Genomic DNA, 16,910 nt, shown 5'->3' on the forward strand with positions numbered 1-16,910 from the left:
AACTTGTGCAGCTTGTGCTTGATCAAGTCGCCTTTCACTGGCTTGCCGTCTACTAATTCCTGACGACGCACCCACACCTCATTCGCCGAGACACGCTCGACAACACCGTGGTGCTTGCTAACGATACATACGCCGGAGTCTTTCGCAGACTTGTGCTCCATCCCGGTTCCGACAAGCGGTGATCTAGGGATCAGAAGCGGAACAGCTTGACGCTGCATGTTCGAGCCCATAAGCGCACGGTTGGAGTCATCGTTCTCAAGGAACGGAATCAACGCGGTCGCTACGGAAACGACTTGCTTCGGCGAAACGTCCATGTAGTCAACTCGCTCGCGCGGCATGACCAAGTTGTCATCCTTGAAGCGAACGATGGCGGAATCTTCTGCCAACGTTCCAGCCTCTGTCAAGACGGCATTCGCTTGTGCGATAACATAGTTATCTTCCTCGTCTGCAGTCAAGTAGGCGATCTGGTCAGTTACAATACCGGTCTTCGGATCTACCCAACGATACGGCGCCTCAATGAAGCCGTACTCGTTAATCCGGGCAAAGCTGGACAAGGAGTTGATCAACCCGATGTTCGGACCTTCCGGYGTYTCAATCGGGCACATCCGTCCGTAGTGAGAGTGATGCACGTCCCGTACTTCAAAGCCAGCGCGTTCCCGTGTCAGACCGCCGGGTCCTAGTGCAGAAAGACGACGTTTGTGCGTCAACTCGGCCAATGGATTCGTCTGGTCCATAAATTGCGACAACTGGGAGCTACCGAAGAACTCCTTAATCGAAGCGATGACCGGACGAATGTTGATCAAAGCCTGCGGTGTAATAACGTTCGCATCTTGAATCGACATCCGTTCGCGCACTACGCGCTCCATCCGAGACAGACCGATACGGAACTGGTTCTGCAGCAGTTCGCCCACGGAACGCAATCTCCGGTTGCCGAGATGGTCAATATCATCTGTGCTGCCGATACCATGCAGCAAGTTGATGAAGTAGTTGATCGACGAAATAATATCGGCCGGTGTAATGTTCTTGACCGATTTATCAATAATCCCGTTGGCAATAATCTTAACGACCTTGCCATCTTCCAGTGGGGAGATTACCTTGATAGCTTGTAGAGGAATGCGGTCCGCATCCAATACACCGTTGCTGACTCCATACTCAGCGAATCCTACATCGGATTCCAAATAAGGCAGAATCTCGTCCAGAATACGGCGATCGATCATTTGTCCTGCTTCTGCTAGAATCTCTCCCGTATTCGCGTCAGCCAAAGTCTCTGCCAACCGTTGATTGAAGAGGCGATTCTTAATATGAAGCTTCTTATTAATCTTGTACCGACCGACGTTTGCCAAGTCATAGCGCTTCGGATCGAAGAATCGAGCAATCAGCAAGCTCTTAGCGTTATCCAGTGTCGGCGGCTCTCCCGGACGAAGACGCTCATAAATCTCGATCAGCGCTTTCTCCGTAGAATCGGTATTATCTTTGTCTAGCGTATTGCGAATATATTCATCATCGCCAAGTAAGTCTATAATCTCGGCATCCGTGCCAAACCCGAGTGCGCGCAGCAATACCGTAACTGGAATCTTCCGAGTACGGTCGATCCGAACATAGATAATGTCCTTCGCGTCTGTCTCCAGCTCAAGCCAGGCTCCACGGTTCGGAATGACCGTTGCCGTATAACTTTTCTTGCCGTTTTTGTCGACTTTTGTGCTAAAATATACGCTAGGGGAACGAACTAGCTGACTGACAATAACACGTTCCGCACCATTAATAATAAAGGTACCGGTCTCGGTCATGAGCGGGAAATCTCCCATAAACACTTCCTGCTCTTTCACTTCGCCCGTCTCTTTATTAATCAAACGAACTTTGACTCTTAATGGGGCCGCATAGGTAACATCGCGCTCCTTGGACTCGTCGACCGAATACTTCGGTTCGCCCAGGCTATAATCGATGAATTCCAATACCAAATTGCCTGTGAAATCCTGAATCGGGGAGATATCCTGGAACATCTCGCGCAATCCTTCGTCCAGAAACCACTGATATGATTTCTGTTGGATTTCAATCAGGTTAGGGACTTCCAGCACCTCATTAATTCGCGCATAAGTCCGGCGTTTGCGCCGACCGTATTGAACAGTATGACCCGCCAACTTTCATTCACCCCTCGCATCGAATCGAAAATCTTTGAAACAAAAAGAAGAAAAGCCTCGGTTGATCGCCATGAGGGCGTTGCAGTGAGACCTTTTTAAAAAAAATATCGGGCATTATAACCACGAAGACTTTCAACGTCTCCCATAGAGCTCGTACGTCCTTCGTAATGAAGGCACACGACACCCCAGCGAAACATGGCAGCAATTGCCAGAGTTCATACCATGTAGATTTTCCCAAAACGTAAACATTATACGTCATCGGGTGAAATATTATGCATGGCAGCCAAGAAAAAAATGTCTTGACATTTTAGCGAAGTAAAGACATATCGCCCATCCTAATACTGACATTTTATAATGATACCACACCAGGAAATCGTAGTCAAACTATTTTCATTGCATTTTCATAGATCAATCGACTTTATTTACGATTCTCGCTTAATGGCACGCAATATCCAATATCCTTTGACACGTTCAAGCTCTTCTACCCGACCGAACAGCTGCTCCAACTTCGTCGCCGCTGAGGGCGCACCCTGCTTTTTCTGAATCACTACCCAAAGCTCTCCATCTCCCCCTAGCTGCTCGTAGGCCTGTTCAAATATTGTATGAACCACCTGCTTGCCAGCCCGAATCGGAGGATTGGTCAATATCTTCGAAAACTTACGCCCTTGTACGCTTGCTAACAAATCGCTCTGCAGCACTTCTGCATTATCAATCCCATTCTGACGCATGTTGTCCACAGCTAATCCGACCGCTCGTTCGTTAATATCCACCAACGTCGCCGCACCTCGCTTCGCCAACCAAGCTGCAGTAAGTCCAATCGGCCCGTACCCGCAACCAACGTCCAACACCTGGTCATCAGGCTCTATCTTCATGGTGTTGATCAGGAGTCGGCTGCCGAAATCCAACCCGCGCTTGGAGAATACACCCGCATCGGTCGCGAACTTGAACCGCTTTCCCCGCAGGTCTTCTTCTATAATCCCCCGATCACTCAAGGCCGAAGGCTTTTCCGTATAATAATGATCCGACACTTGGGCTCCCTCCACCTTCCTATACACAACAATCCCCCTTTGAGGCCGTAGCCTCAAAAGGGGATCTATTGGAATTTCAACCCGATTGTGTAATCGAGATTACTTCACTTCTACAGTAGCGCCTGCTTCTTCAAGCTTAGCTTTCAATGCAGCTGCATCATCCTTGGAAATACGCTCTTTCAAAGGCTTAGGTGCGCCGTCAACCAGGTCTTTCGCTTCTTTCAAGCCAAGGCCAGTGATTTCGCGAACGACTTTAATAACGTTGATCTTCGAAGCGCCTGCATTCATCAGGATCACGTCGAACTCGGATTGCTCTTCTACTTCAGCTACTGCTGCTCCGCCGCCAACTGCTACTGGAGCTGCTGCTGTTACGCCGAACTCTTCCTCGATTGCTTTCACAAGGTCGTTCAGTTCCAAGATTGTCATGCCTTTGATCGCTTCAAGAATTTGCGCGTTGCTCATGTGATAACCCTCCATTAAGGTATATTAGTAGTTACGGCTAAGCCGTACGAAAAATCTTACATGGGTACTGCTCGATCCCGTTCACAAACACCGGGGTCCCCGCAAAGTAACAGGAATACCCTTCGAAACATCGCTTCACTTTGTGGGGATTTCTTACGCTTGTGCTCCGCCTTCTTGCTTCTCAGCCACTGCTTTAACTGCAAGGGCGAAGTTCCGGATAGGCGCTTGTAGTACGCTAAGCAACATCGAGAGCATTCCATCGCGGGAAGGCAGTTCGGCTAGTGCTTTGATTTGTGCGGAGTCAACGACTTTCCCTTCAACTACGCCCGCTTTTACTTGCAGCTTATCGTTCTTCTTAGCGAATTCCGTCAAGATCTTAGCGCCTGCAACTGGATCTTTGCTGAATGCAATCGCAGTTGGACCCGTCAATGCCGAATCCAATTCCGTCAATTCAGCAGCTGCTGTTGCGCGGCGAGCTACAGTATTCTTGATAACTTGGAACTCGACACCCGCTTCACGAAGCTTCTTCCGAAGGTCAGTTACTTGCGCCACGTTAAGACCGCGGTAGTCCGCTACGATCGTGCAGCTGCTTTCGCGCATTTTCGCGGATACTAACTCAGCGGCTTGCTGTTTTTCTTGCAGTACTTTCGCGTTTGCCATGTTCACACCTCCTAATGTCCAATACCTATTAGTGCCACCCGTTGAAAAGGATGTTGATCTGCAGCTTACGAAAAAAAGCCTCCGCAGACAGACGGAGGCATGATCACGTTACATGTATCACAACACCTCGGTAGGAAATTAAGCCTCTCGGCACCTACTGTCTACGGTTCGCATATTCGATTGTTAACTTCCACAGCTTATCACGGTTTCTCTCAAAAAGCAAAATGCAATGTCAGGAAAAACCCGCCATGCCCCTACTATTCTAGAAAGCGGATTAGCGGAAAGATGTTAAATTCACCCGTACGCTTGGACCCATAGTCGAAGCTACCGCGATGTTACGCAAGTATACGCCCTTTGCAGCAGCAGGCTTTGCTCTGTTCAGAGCATCAACCAATGCCTTAAAGTTCTCGGCGAGCTTGTCGGCGTCGAAGGAAACCTTGCCAATAGGAGCATGAATTTGTCCAGCTTTGTCCAGACGGAATTCAATTTTACCGGCTTTGATTTCATTGACAGCCTTCGTCACATCAAACGTTACGGTGCCAGCTTTCGGGTTCGGCATAAGACCTTTACCCCCGAGCAGACGACCCAATTTACCTACTTCGCTCATCATATCCGGTGTAGCTACGCAGACGTCAAAATCAAACCAACCTTGTTGGATTTTGTTGATCATGTCTGCATCGCCAACGAAGTCTGCGCCAGCAGCCTCAGCTTCTTTGGCTTTGTCGCCTTTCGCGAATACGAGAACGCGTTTGCTCTTACCTGTTCCGTTCGGAAGCACAACCACACCGCGTACGGCTTGGTCTTGTTTTCTCGGGTCTACACCCAAGCGAACTGCTACTTCCACGGTTTCATCAAACTTAGCCGGAGCAGTCTTCTTCACAAGCTCCAAAGCTTCAGCCGGCTCGTAGCTGGATTCTGGGTTAACCAGCTTCGCAACTTCTTGCCATTTCTTTCCGTGCTTTGCCATGTTCCATCCTCCTTCGTGGTATTAGCGGAATATCCTCCCACTGTGCGGCGCTTAAAGGCCGCGGTTGTTGCAATTAGTCCTCGATGACAATACCCATCGAACGGGCTGTACCTTCCACCATGCGCATTGCAGATTCTACAGATGCAGCGTTCAGGTCAGGCATTTTTTGCTCAGCGATTTCACGAACTTTAGAACGTTTCAATGTTGCAACTTTCTTCTTGTTCGGTTCACCAGAGCCTTTTGGTACGTTAGCAGCAACACGAAGCAATACAGCAGCCGGAGGAGTTTTCGTTTCGAATGTGAACGAACGATCCTCGAATACCGTAATCACAACCGGAATGATCAGACCGGCTTGATCCGCTGTACGCGCGTTAAATTCCTTACAGAAAGCCATAATGTTAACCCCTGCTTGACCCAAAGCTGGACCAATTGGAGGAGCCGGATTCGCTTTACCTGCTGGAACTTGCAGCTTCACCATCTTGATAACCTTTTTAGCCATGTGACACACCTCCTTGCCCATAATGTGGTAAGAACGGGATGTTTCCCTCCCACTTGCGCGAGCCCTACTCTGCACTGAATAAGGCCGCCTAGAAACCTAATACATTAGCCTATCATATCTTCTCCACTTGAGTATATTCCAACTCCAGCGGGGTTTCTCTTCCGAACATGTTCACGTGCACCTTAAGCTTGGCCTTATCTATAAGGATATCTTCAACCGTTCCGACAAAGTTGGCGAATGGCCCCACCTTGACACGAACTGTTTCCTTCAGGTTAAAGTCAATCTTAGGCTTCGGCTCTTCCATCCCCATATGCTTGAGGATGTTCTCGACTTCTTCCGGCAATAACGCCGTAGGCTTCGAGCCCGAACCAGTCGATCCGACAAACCCGGTCACTCCCGGCGTGTTGCGAACGACATACCAAGAATCATCGGTTTGGATCATCTCCACTAGCACATACCCCGGATACACCTTGCGCATCACGGTCTTGCGTTTGCCATCCTTGTTCACAATCTCTTCTTCCATAGGAACAAGCACCCGGAAGATCTTGTCGGCCATATTCATGGACTCGACGCGCTTCTCGAGATTGGCTTTTACCTTATTCTCATACCCGGAGTAGGTATGTACTACGTACCACCGTTTTTCCATCACTTGTCACCTGGATTTCCTTATCATTTGAAAAAGCGCAGCAATTCGGTCAGTCCAAGGTCAATCAACCAAAAGTAGATGGTAACGAACGTGACTGTCGCAATTACAACGATCGTGTAACTAATTATTTCTTTACGGCTTGGCCACTTCACTTTCTTCAATTCCGACCAGCTGTCGGTGAAAAAAGAGAATGTAGAACCGAAGCCCTGTTTCACTCTTTGCAAATAAGTCACGACTACACCTCCACAAACTGGAGCCCGAGTCCCAAATCCGGGAACACCAAAAACCCCCGAAAGCGTAGGGCTACCTGAACTACTTTATCACAGTCTACTTGGCGTGTCAACAAACGAGAGAGTCCATCCCGACTGCCTTCTTATGTCACTCGACATGCTTCCTAGTGTTACCCGTAACGCTGTTACCTAAACACTCCCCTCAAAGCCCCCCCACAAAGTGACGCAGGCCTCCGAAGTCTATTCCACGGCGAAGCCCCTTTGCGGGGCCCCCGGGTTTCTTTCTACCAAAAATAAAAAAACATTCTTCTCTGTTCTAAGTACAAAGATAGAATGCTTTTCACATATCTCTAATTTCTAGATACCGTTCCAACTTGCGCTTCACCCTCTGCAGGGCGTTGTCAATCGATTTCACGTGGCGATCCAAATCTACCGCTATTTCCTGGTAAGAGCGTCCGTCCAAATAGAGCATAAGTACTTTCCGCTCCAGGTCGCTCAGAATCTCACCCATCTTGTCTTCCAAGCCGCTGAATTCTTCCTGATTAATAATGAGTTCTTCCGGATCCGTCATGCGTGAACCGCATATGACATCTAGCAATGTTCGATCCGAATCTTCGTCATATATAGGCTTGTCCAGTGAAACATAGGAGTTGAGCGGGATATGCTTCTGGCGAGTGGCCGTCTTAATCGCAGTAATGATCTGGCGGGTGATACACAGCTCGGCGAATGCCTTGAAGGTGGACAGCTTGTCCTCCTTGAAGTCTCGAATCGACTTGTAAAGTCCGATCATGCCTTCCTGAACGATGTCTTCACGGTCGGCCCCGATGAGGAAATACGAACGGGCCTTCGCCCGTACGAAATTCTTGTATTTATTAATTAAGTATTCCAGTGCCTCGCTGCTGCCATCGCGGACCGATTCGACATTTTCTTCATCTGTCTTGTGGTCAAAGTCGCGCATTCTCAATTCTTTGAGGTCGATGCTCACCAACAATCCCTCCGGCCTGCTTGCAAGGCTAACCCAAATCCCATTAGCCCGATAAAGAATAGCCTAAGTATACATGAAGGAATTGATTATCGTCAACGGGGACCGTCGCCACGCCGCCATCTTTCCAACAAGTTTCGCTGTTCCCGGCTAAGCTTGCTGTCGAACGTATTGCGGATCTTGGCTGTTGCCTGCTCTTCCAGACGATGCTTCATTTCCTTCACGCTCTGTTTCACACTATGAAGCAGCTCGCGCGCGGGGAGACGTAAGGCTCCTTGACCGAATGTAACGCTCTGTTCCACGAAGTCTGAAGTTGCTACATAGACTTGCGTACGCCGATTGCTCCATTCCGCTACTAACCGTTCGATCATAGAGTCAGCGGTCTCCTTCTCCTTCGTGAACAGTACTTCAAGAGCACTCTGCCAATACTTACCGCCAATTCCGGGTACCTGGTAAGCATCGAAGACTACGATAATTCGCTTGCCGGAATATGATTGATACTCGGCCAACAGATCGACCAACCTGTCTCTTGCTTCTTCCAGGCTGATCTCCTTCAGCTTGTTTAACTCCGGCCACGCTCCGATGATATTATAGCCGTCCACGATCAAGATTTGCTTCATGCGCTCCTACGCTCCCGCTTCAAGCAACGGGATTCGAGCGCTGTCTCACTACCTCATACATGAGGACCGCTGCAGCAACGGAGGCATTCAAGGAATTGATCTGACCATGCATCGGGAGCGTAATCAGGAAGTCGCATTTTTCTTTGATAAGTCGGCCAATTCCCTTGCCTTCATTACCTATCACAATTGCGATCGGCATCTTAAAGTCTGTCTGGTAGACGCTTTGTTCGCCTGCAACATCGGTTCCCGCTACCCATATCCCGGCTTCCTTCAACCGTTCAATAGTCTGGGCAATGTTCGTCACTCTCGCAACAGGCACATATTCAATCGCACCTGCCGAGGTTTTGGACACCGTAGCCGTTAGTCCAACGGAACGCCGCTTGGGGATGATCACACCATGAACACCAGCGCAATCGGCAGTCCGCAATATCGACCCCAGATTATGCGGATCTTCAATCTCATCGAGAATGAGCAGGAACGGCGGCTTCCCGCTTGCTTGTGCTTGAGAAATCATTTCTTCCAGCTCCATATAGGCATAAGCGGTTACTTGCGCCACAACACCTTGATGCGGTACATCCTGAACCAACTGGTCCAGCTTGCGCTTGTCGACCACTTGTATGACCACACCCAGCTTCTTCGCTTCGTTGAACAAAGGAGTGAGCTGCTGCTTGTGTGCTTGTTCCGCAACAAACAGCTTGTGGATCGTCCGGCCGGATCGCATCGCTTCCTGAACCGAGTGTCTACCGCCAATATATTCTTCTTCCATCGTCAGTTGCTCCTTCTTACATGTATTCCGTAGCCTAGCTGTCAACTCACTCTAACATCTAGTTCTTCGTTTCGTTCCCGCTCAGGGCAGCAAGAGCAACATCCATCAGCTCGTGCAGCCTCCCAAAATTGTTCTGGTAGTATAAATATCCGATCAGACATTCAAATGCAGTGCTGTGCCGATAGTCCAACACATCAGCATTTCTAGGAATGGAGCCGGATTTGGCATTGCGTCCCCGCTTCACTACGTCGACCTCATCATCAGTCAGGAGAGGTAACCACGCTTCTAGCGCCTTGGCCTGTGCCCGATTGGACACATACTTGACGGACTCCCGATGCAGATGGTTCGGCCGATGGTTCGGCAAGGAGATGACGTATTGTCTCACGTACGTTTCATAAACAGCATCTCCCATATAAGCCAATACCAACGGGCTGAGTTGCTTGTAAGGCTTGGAAGGCGGGAAGGTGAACAAATTATCATTCATTCGTCACTCAGTCCTCCTTCATTTCCGGCGCCAACGAATCCCCTGAGGTGTATCCTCCAAGAAAATCCCCTGTTCCGTCAACAAATCCCGAATCTCGTCGGCACGCGCCCAATTTTTCGATTTCCGTGCTTCTGTCCGTTCCACAATAAGGCGCTCGATGTCCTCGTCGAGCAGTTCGGTATTCGCTTCAGCTAGCATGCCCAATATACCATTCAACTCGGCAAAAGCGTCCAACAACACTTGTACGGTAGCCGCATTCACATCTGAACGTGACAGCGTCTGATTCGCAAGCGTGGCTATCTCGAACATGGCTGTGATGGCATCCGCTGTGTTGAAGTCGTCGTTCATCTTATCGCGGAAAAATGCCCGGTTCGCTTCGAGTGCCAACGTCACCGCCCCATCGGCAGACTCTCCGACCGATTCGTCTTGCAATACACCTTCCAACCGATGCTTCAGGTTCGCAACGCTGTTATTCAACCGCTCCAGACCGTTGTTCGCCTGCTCAATCGCCTCGTCATTGAAATTAAGTGGATTGCGGTAATGCGTGGACAAAATGAAGAACCGTAGCGTTTCGGGTTTAATCTGCTTCAACAATTGGTTCACATTAACCCCGTTGCCGAGTGACTTCGACATCTTCTGGTCGTTAATGTGAATGTACCCGTTATGCATCCAATACTTGGCGAGCGGCTTGCCCGTCGCGCATTCGGACTGTGCCACCTCGCATTCGTGGTGAGGGAACTGCAAATCTTGCCCCCCACCGTGAATGTCGAGCGTATCGCCGAGATACTTACGCACCATAGCCGAGCATTCAATGTGCCATCCTGGACGTCCTTCCCCCCATGGGCTGGACCAGTTAATCTCACCCGGCTTTGCCGCCTTCCAGAGCACGAAGTCCTGTGGATTCTCCTTCCGCTCATCGACTTCAACCCGAATGCCGAATTGCAGCTCCTCCAGGTTCTGATGCGACAGCTTGCCATAGTCTTCGAACTTCGCGGTACGGAAGTACACATCTCCACCATTCTCGTAGGCAAACCCGCCTCGCACTAATTCCTCGATAAATGCTATAATCTCGGGAATGTTCTCCGTCACTCGCGGATGAACGGTAGCCCGCTCTATGCCCAGCGCTGCGATATCCTCATAGTAAGCGGCAATGAACTGCTCGGCGATCTCTGGAACAGTCGCACCGGTGGACTCGGATTTGCGTATTAGCTTATCATCCACGTCGGTGAAGTTAACGACATAGTTCACTTCATACCCCAGCGAGGTCAAGTAACGTCGGACGACATCGAAGAAGATGACTGGACGTGCATTTCCGATATGAATGTAATCGTACACGGTTGGCCCGCATACGTACATGTTTACTATTCCGGGGTGCAACGGCTCGAATATTTCCTTGCTCCGGGTTTGCGTATTATACAACTTCAGCTTGCTCATGCCCATTGTTAGTAGCCTCCATCATTGATCTTGCGTTCCTCTGTTTCGCTCCAGCAGTTCGACCTGCTGTCTCAAATCAAGAATCTGCTTTTCCATGTGCCGGAATATATCTAGTAAAGGATCGGGAACCTTGTCATGATCCAACCGGTTGAGACTGACTCCGTCGCGCTTGACTACCCGTGCCTTGAACCCCACTACCGTACTGTTCGGTGGTACTTCTTGCATCACGATCGCATTGGCGCCTATCTTCGAATTATCGCCCACTGTGAACGATCCTAATACTTTCGCTCCGGTAGAGATGACCACATTGCTCCCAATCGTGGGGTGACGCTTGCCTTTCTCCTTCCCGGTGCCGCCTAACGTTACGCCTTGGTACAGCACAACATCATCACCGATCTCGCACGTCTCTCCGATAACTACCCCCATTCCATGGTCGATGAACAATCGATTGCCGATTCGCGCTCCTGGATGAATCTCAATGCCGGTAAAAAAACGACTAATCTGCGAGATCACCCTTGCGACTGTGTACCACTTGCGCTTATACAAGCGGTGAGCAACCCGGTGTGCCCAGATGGCGTGAAGCCCAGAGTAAGTGAAGATGACTTCAAATTGGCTCCTAGCAGCAGGGTCATTGTCGAAGACGGCCCTTATATCTGTTCTCATCCGACTTAACATAAGCTTCCCCCGTTCCATCCCCTGATAGATCCCATATTTATGCTAAACAAATAAAAAAACGTCCCGCAGCCGTAGCTGCAGAGACGTCGAATCGTGGTTCCACTCTGCTTAGAATGCCATCCTCATCCCATGTACGAGAAGTATCGGCTATTCCAACTCAAGGTCCTTAACGCGGACAACCCGGCACGACCTAGACACTTGAATGCACGAGCTGAGGCTATCCTCTATCGTACATCCAACCATATCAGCGGTGCAGCTCACAGGCGCATTTCCGAATCAGTGGGAATGGATAACTTACAGCCGCTTGATGTCCACCGGACGAAGCGATTACCCTCTCTGTGAATCCCTACTGCAACGTACTCTCCTGATCGATGCTTTTCTCAATCTGGAAGTATAAATTATTGTATATTATACACCAACTCGGTCGCTTATGACAACAATTGGCTCAATCGTTCTACGATTTTACGTTTGCCCAGGAGAACGAGTGTTTGGTTCAAATCTCTACCGTGCATTTGCCCTGTCAACGCAACACGGATCGGCATGAATAACGCTTTTCCTTTGAAGCCTGTTTCCTTCTGCACCGTTTTCAACGATTGTTGTATGGACTCTACGGTCAGATCCGCTTCGGACAATGGCTCCACGAGCTTGAGGAAATGGCTGATCACGGTCGGCACTTGTTCTTCCTTCAGAACCGCCTCAGACTCTTCATCGAACGTTACCGTCTCGGAGAAGAACATCTCGGAGAGCTCAACAATTTCGGATGCCGCGTGCAATTGCTCCTGATATAACCCGACCAACGAGGTCACCCACATCTTAGCCGCATCATCCAGCACAACAGGAATTCGGCCTGCCTTCTGCAAGTGCGGAATGGCGAGTTCTGTAATACGAGCTGTGTCAGCTTTCTTGATATAATGGTTGTTCATCCATTTCAGCTTATCCGTGTCGAAGACGGCTGGACTGCGGGAGAGACGGTTTTCGTCGAACACCCCGATCAGTTCCTCGCGCAGGAACATCTCGTTCTCCCCTTCTGGCGACCAGCCCAGCAATGCAATAAAGTTGAATAGCGCTTCCGGCAAGTAGCCCAATTGATCGTATTGCTCGATGAACTGAACGATAGACTCGTCGCGTTTACTCAGCTTCTTGCGGTGTTCATTCACGATTAGGGTCATATGCGCGAATACCGGTGCTTCCCAACCCAACGCTTCATAGATTAAAAGCTGCCGCGGCGTGTTGGAGATGTGGTCTTCTCCACGAAGTACATGGCTGATTTTCATCAAATAGTCGTCGACAACAACAGCAAAGTTATAAGTTGGAATACCGTCTTTCTTAACGATCACGAAGTCGCCCATTCCATCCGATTCGAACGCGATGTCGCCTTTCACCATATCGGTGAACGCAATTGTCTTGCTTTCAGGTACCCGGAACCGAACGCTCGGTACTCGGCCTTCCGCTTCGAAAGCAGCACGTTCTTCGGCCGTCAAGCTTCTGTGTTTGCCTGAATAACGGGGTGTCTCTCCACGAGCGGTCTGCTCCTCGCGTTCTTGCTCCAGTTCTTCCTCCGTACAGTAGCACAAGTAGGCACGCCCGGTATCCAGCAGTTGCTGCCAGTACGTCTTGTAAATATCCAGCCGTTCAATTTGACGATATGGTCCGTAAGGGCCACCCACGTCAATGCTTTCTTCCCAGTCAATGCCGAGCCATTTCAAATACTTCAGCTGACTCTCTTCGCCACCTGCCACATTTCGTTTGACGTCCGTATCTTCAATGCGTATGATAAACTTCCCGTTATGATGGCGAGCAAACAAATAATTGAACAGCGCGGTTCTGGCGTTTCCGATATGCAGGTGCCCGGTAGGACTCGGAGCGTAGCGAACGCGTATTTCTTTTGTCATGATACTACCCCTCTCGTGCAATCCGTCATGAAAATATTAGATGCTATCATAGCACATCCCGAACCAAACAGACAACTGATTGTGCGGCAATGCCTTCGCCGCGTCCAGGGAACCCAAGCTGCTCGGTCGTCGTGGCCTTCACGTTCACCTGATCCAGCTCCGCACCAAGCACCTTCGCTATGATCGCCGACATCTGCGGGATGTACGGGGCCATCTTAGGCCGCTGCGCGATGATGGTTGAATCGATGTTACCAAGCTTATAGCCACGCTCCCTAACGAGCTCCCAGACCCGCTCAAGCAGCACCAAGCTGTCTGCGTCCTTGAATGCGGCGTCCGTATCGGGAAAATGCTTGCCGATGTCGCCTAATGCCAACGCGCCCAGTATCGCATCGCTGATCGCATGCAGCAGAACGTCTGCGTCAGAATGTCCCAACAGGCCTTTCTCATACGGAATGTCGACTCCGCCAATAATGCATTTGCGACCTTCCACCAATTGATGCACGTCAAATCCTTGTCCGACTCGAATCATGACAATCCCTCTTCCCCATATCTAGATGCAATCGTTTGTGCCCACAACAGATCTTCAGGCGTCGTAATCTTAATGTTCGTATAGGCGCCTTCTGCAATTCGTACCTCAATCCCCAAGCGCTCTACCAGCACAGAGTCGTCTGTTCCGTTGAATCCTTCCCGGATCGCTTCCTCATGGGCAACGCGCAGTAAATCAAGACGAAAAGCTTGCGGGGTCTGAATAGCCCACAAGCTTCGGCGGTCTGGCGTCGACTGGATGACTCCATTCGCATCCGCGACTTTTATCGTATCCTTCACCCGCACAGCTAATACAGCAGCACCGGTTAATTGAGCTTTCTCCAGACAGGCTCTGACTTTTGCTTCCCCTATGAAGGGGCGAACCCCATCATGTACCGCAACCCATTCGGTGGACTCCGGCATAGCCCGAATTCCTTCGTACACGGAAGCCTGTCGTTCGTCTCCTCCAGCGATAACAGCGATCACTTTCGTGAAGCCATATTGGCTGACGTACTCCTCACAACGGGCGATGTCGTTCACTCCAACAACAAGTACAATGGAATCGACGATCTCCATGGACTGGAAACGCTCCAGCGTATGTACCAAGATGGGCTTCCCGCCTAGATGCAGGTACTGCTTGCTCTCCGGCGCTCTCATTCGCGATCCCGTTCCTGCGGCGACCACGATTACGCCTGCTTTCCCCACGTATGACCACTCCTGCCGTAAACGATTAGATGTATACTATCATAATCGTTTTACTGCGCTTTTTCCAATAGTTTCGGCTTCGCGAAGATCATTCGCCCTGCTGACGTCTGCAAGACACTGGTCACTAACACTTCAATTGTGGCCCCGATGTAATCGCGCCCGCCTTCAACTACGATCATAGTGCCATCATCCAAGTAGGCTACGCCTTGCCCATGTTCCTTACCATCCTTGATCACTTGCACCAGGATTTCTTCTCCCGGCAGCACGACCGGTTTGACCGCATTGGCCAGGTCGTTAATGTTCAAGACGGACACGCCCTGYAGTTCGCATACTTTATTCAAATTGAAATCATTCGTGATCACTTTACCTTGCAACACTTTGGCGAGTCGTACCAGCTTGCTGTCTACTTCCGAGATTTCTTCAAAATCACCTTCATAGATCAACACTTTGACATCCAACTCTTTCTGGATCTTGTTCAAAATATCCAGACCGCGTCGTCCCCGATTACGCTTGAGCAAATCCGACGAATCGGCGATGTGCTGCAGCTCCTCTAGAACGAATTCCGGTATTACGAGGATACCTTCAATAAACCCAGTCTTGCAAATATCTGCGATTCGGCCATCAATGATAACACTCGTATCCAGAATCTTATGAATATCCGATGAGGCTCCGGAACGTTTGCCTTTCTCATTTCTGGAAGCGAACAGATCCATTACATCGTCCTTACGCTTGTGTCCCAATCGGAAGCCGATATACCCGAGCAGCGCAGCCAAGCTTACGGCAGCTAAGCTTCCAACCCAACCTGCCTTAATCAACACCGGATACAATAACGCGGAAATCGTGAGCCCCACGACCATCCCTGCCGTTCCAGAGAACAACTCCGGAGAAGGGACTTGGTCCATCTGTTCCTCCCATAGCTGCAGACGTTCTCTCCCTACACGAATCACCCCAGCCGTCAGGACATAGAAGAGCGCAGCAACAATGGCCGCACACCAGTAAGCTTGTCCAGCGAACGAGTTCACCTCTACCAAAAGATTCGCCATGAATAAGAACAATTGCCCGAGCGCTTCATTCCAATGGTATCCAATCATGCCGCCAATTAATGCCATCAGCAGCCTTGTATTCCGTATTGTCATCCCAGCATTCACCTCCATAACGGACACCCCTGAATTCTCCTTGAGATCGCTTTACGCTCTGATGGAAGATGTCGGGAATATCTCTATATACACAATTATGGTCCAATTTCTCGCCTACTAATCTTCCTTGCCAAACTTTTTTGTAAATTGAATAATGCTCCCATTTCTTTTATAATAAGAAAAACGATCTTAATCCCAAACGAGTCTCTACATGAGGTGAATGGAATGAGCGACTTAACCTTGAAACAGTTTCAAGAGCAAGTATCCGATTTGCTGCTCCGTCACCGAAGTTTGCTGGATGTTCTCTCTAAGACACAGCAATCTAGCGCTTCTGTGAACCGCAGCGTCATTAAAGCCATCACCGAATGCGGGTGCATCAACCTGCAGGCGAACAAGCAGCCTTACCCCGCGGAAATGTCCTTCGAAGAAGCGAAGTCATTCGCACAGACGCATGTCAGCGGGCAGTTATGCGAGAATTGCGTAGACGCCATCTCCGTTCAACTGGGCAAAAACTTATTTTACATGTCGGCAATGTGCAATCTGTTGGAGTTGAATATGGACGACATTCTGGAGAAAGAATCTCAGAAGTGTTCCACGCTCGGAATATTCAACTTGTCTTAATCTCACTTGTACGAACACAAAAAAAAGCATTTATTTCCCTCATTCAGGAAAATAAATGCTTTTTATTTTCTAATCCAGCTTGTTCAGTTAGCCGTGCTTCTTTTCAGGCTCATCGACCCCTGAGTTTTTCCGGTTTCTGCGCCGCGAAATGATTCTAACGTTTTTTTTTAAGCCATTCAACCCGTATAGGGCGTAGAGCACAAGCGGAATGAATAAAAGCTTCGTTAAGATACCTTTGTAAAGTACAGCCAGCACTATAACGACTACAACCATGATCGGGGTGACCCAGATCGCAGCCTTCGGGATGCCCACTTTCTTGAAATTCGGGTATCTGACCGTACTGACCATTAAGAATGACAACACAAGCGTTGATCCGAGCATCAGCGTCGTCGAGATCTCATTGTGGAACAAGGCCAGTGTACTTAGCACACTCCCTGCTG

General features: G+C 49.6%; 20 protein-coding genes and 1 other annotated feature. Of the genes, 1 reads left to right on the forward strand and 19 read right to left on the reverse strand.

The genetic code is table 11. The annotated features are described in order from the left end of the window. The 18 genes from rpoB to AC1DWB_RS27265 all read right to left on the reverse strand — a co-directional run. The coding region (gene rpoB / locus AC1DWB_RS27180; RefSeq protein ID WP_477544232.1) for a DNA-directed RNA polymerase subunit beta at positions 1–2,138 on the reverse strand (2,138 nt) is incomplete at its 3' end. Between the two features lie 422 nt (positions 2,139–2,560). After that, a complete protein-coding gene (locus AC1DWB_RS27185) occupies positions 2,561–3,166 on the reverse strand; it encodes a class I SAM-dependent methyltransferase (RefSeq protein ID WP_477544251.1) in 606 nt (201 codons plus the stop codon). 99 nt (positions 3,167–3,265) lie between these two features. Continuing rightward, positions 3,266–3,628, reverse strand: coding sequence for a 50S ribosomal protein L7/L12 (gene rplL / locus AC1DWB_RS27190; protein ID WP_477544233.1), 363 nt, complete (start codon positions 3,626–3,628; stop codon positions 3,266–3,268). Positions 3,629–3,781: 153 nt separating this feature from the next. After that, the gene (rplJ, locus tag AC1DWB_RS27195) at positions 3,782–4,288 is read right to left on the reverse strand and encodes a 50S ribosomal protein L10 (protein ID WP_477544234.1); all 507 of its coding nucleotides are present in this window, start codon (positions 4,286–4,288) and stop codon (positions 3,782–3,784) included. Between the two features lie 62 nt (positions 4,289–4,350). Beyond that, positions 4,351–4,473 (reverse strand) — a sequence feature (ribosomal protein L10 leader region). 89 nt (positions 4,474–4,562) lie between these two features. Beyond that, positions 4,563–5,255, reverse strand: a complete 693-nt coding sequence (gene rplA / locus AC1DWB_RS27200; RefSeq protein ID WP_477544235.1) for a 50S ribosomal protein L1 — start codon at positions 5,253–5,255, stop codon at positions 4,563–4,565. 73 nt (positions 5,256–5,328) lie between these two features. Further along, complete coding sequence (gene rplK / locus AC1DWB_RS27205; RefSeq protein ID WP_477544236.1) at positions 5,329–5,754, reverse strand: 50S ribosomal protein L11; 426 nt, start codon at positions 5,752–5,754, stop codon at positions 5,329–5,331. Positions 5,755–5,866: 112 nt separating this feature from the next. Further along, on the reverse strand, positions 5,867–6,400 hold the full coding sequence (nusG, locus tag AC1DWB_RS27210; RefSeq protein WP_477544237.1) for a transcription termination/antitermination protein NusG: 534 nt from the start codon (positions 6,398–6,400) through the stop codon (positions 5,867–5,869). Between the two features lie 23 nt (positions 6,401–6,423). Then, positions 6,424–6,633: a preprotein translocase subunit SecE gene (gene secE / locus AC1DWB_RS27215; protein ID WP_477544238.1), complete on the reverse strand. Its 210-nt coding sequence runs from the start codon at positions 6,631–6,633 to the stop codon at positions 6,424–6,426. A gap of 337 nt (positions 6,634–6,970) precedes the next feature. Further along, on the reverse strand, positions 6,971–7,615 hold the full coding sequence (gene sigH / locus AC1DWB_RS27220; protein WP_477544239.1) for an RNA polymerase sporulation sigma factor SigH: 645 nt from the start codon (positions 7,613–7,615) through the stop codon (positions 6,971–6,973). A 92-nt stretch (positions 7,616–7,707) separates the two neighbouring features. Further along, the gene (locus AC1DWB_RS27225; RefSeq protein ID WP_477544240.1) at positions 7,708–8,232 is read right to left on the reverse strand and encodes an NYN domain-containing protein; all 525 of its coding nucleotides are present in this window, start codon (positions 8,230–8,232) and stop codon (positions 7,708–7,710) included. 19 nt (positions 8,233–8,251) lie between these two features. Then, the gene (rlmB, locus tag AC1DWB_RS27230; RefSeq protein ID WP_477544241.1) at positions 8,252–8,998 is read right to left on the reverse strand and encodes a 23S rRNA (guanosine(2251)-2'-O)-methyltransferase RlmB; all 747 of its coding nucleotides are present in this window, start codon (positions 8,996–8,998) and stop codon (positions 8,252–8,254) included. A gap of 58 nt (positions 8,999–9,056) precedes the next feature. Next, positions 9,057–9,482, reverse strand: coding sequence for a Mini-ribonuclease 3 (locus AC1DWB_RS27235; RefSeq protein WP_477544242.1), 426 nt, complete (start codon positions 9,480–9,482; stop codon positions 9,057–9,059). Positions 9,483–9,500: 18 nt separating this feature from the next. Then, positions 9,501–10,922 carry a cysteine--tRNA ligase gene (gene cysS / locus AC1DWB_RS27240; protein WP_477544243.1) on the reverse strand — a complete coding sequence of 474 codons (1,422 nt, stop codon included), beginning with the start codon at positions 10,920–10,922 and terminating at the stop codon, positions 9,501–9,503. A 15-nt stretch (positions 10,923–10,937) separates the two neighbouring features. Next, entirely contained in the window at positions 10,938–11,591 is a 654-nt protein-coding gene (gene cysE / locus AC1DWB_RS27245; RefSeq protein ID WP_477544244.1) for a serine O-acetyltransferase, read from the reverse strand. Between the two features lie 428 nt (positions 11,592–12,019). After that, positions 12,020–13,483 (reverse strand): glutamate--tRNA ligase, encoded by a 1,464-nt coding sequence (gene gltX / locus AC1DWB_RS27250; RefSeq protein ID WP_477544245.1) that lies wholly within the window; start codon positions 13,481–13,483, stop codon positions 12,020–12,022. Positions 13,484–13,529: 46 nt separating this feature from the next. Then, positions 13,530–14,012: a 2-C-methyl-D-erythritol 2,4-cyclodiphosphate synthase gene (gene ispF / locus AC1DWB_RS27255; protein ID WP_477544246.1), complete on the reverse strand. Its 483-nt coding sequence runs from the start codon at positions 14,010–14,012 to the stop codon at positions 13,530–13,532. Beyond that, complete coding sequence (gene ispD / locus AC1DWB_RS27260) at positions 14,009–14,713, reverse strand: 2-C-methyl-D-erythritol 4-phosphate cytidylyltransferase (protein ID WP_477544247.1); 705 nt, start codon at positions 14,711–14,713, stop codon at positions 14,009–14,011. Before ispD ends, ispF begins: the two co-directional genes overlap by 4 nt. Before the next feature lie 50 nt (positions 14,714–14,763). Further along, positions 14,764–15,849: a PIN/TRAM domain-containing protein gene (locus AC1DWB_RS27265; protein ID WP_477544248.1), complete on the reverse strand. Its 1,086-nt coding sequence runs from the start codon at positions 15,847–15,849 to the stop codon at positions 14,764–14,766. A 225-nt stretch (positions 15,850–16,074) separates the two neighbouring features. Between AC1DWB_RS27265 and AC1DWB_RS27270 the strand changes: the two genes are divergently transcribed. Beyond that, positions 16,075–16,470, forward strand: a complete 396-nt coding sequence (locus AC1DWB_RS27270; RefSeq protein ID WP_477544249.1) for a DUF1573 domain-containing protein — start codon at positions 16,075–16,077, stop codon at positions 16,468–16,470. A gap of 87 nt (positions 16,471–16,557) precedes the next feature. On the opposite strand, the gene AC1DWB_RS27275 is transcribed toward AC1DWB_RS27270, so the two are convergent. Beyond that, on the reverse strand, positions 16,558–16,910 hold a 353-nt coding region (locus AC1DWB_RS27275), incomplete at its 5' end, for a CDP-alcohol phosphatidyltransferase family protein (protein ID WP_477544250.1).

The sequence above is a fragment of the Paenibacillus sp. P4_E11 genome (assembly GCF_056401635.1).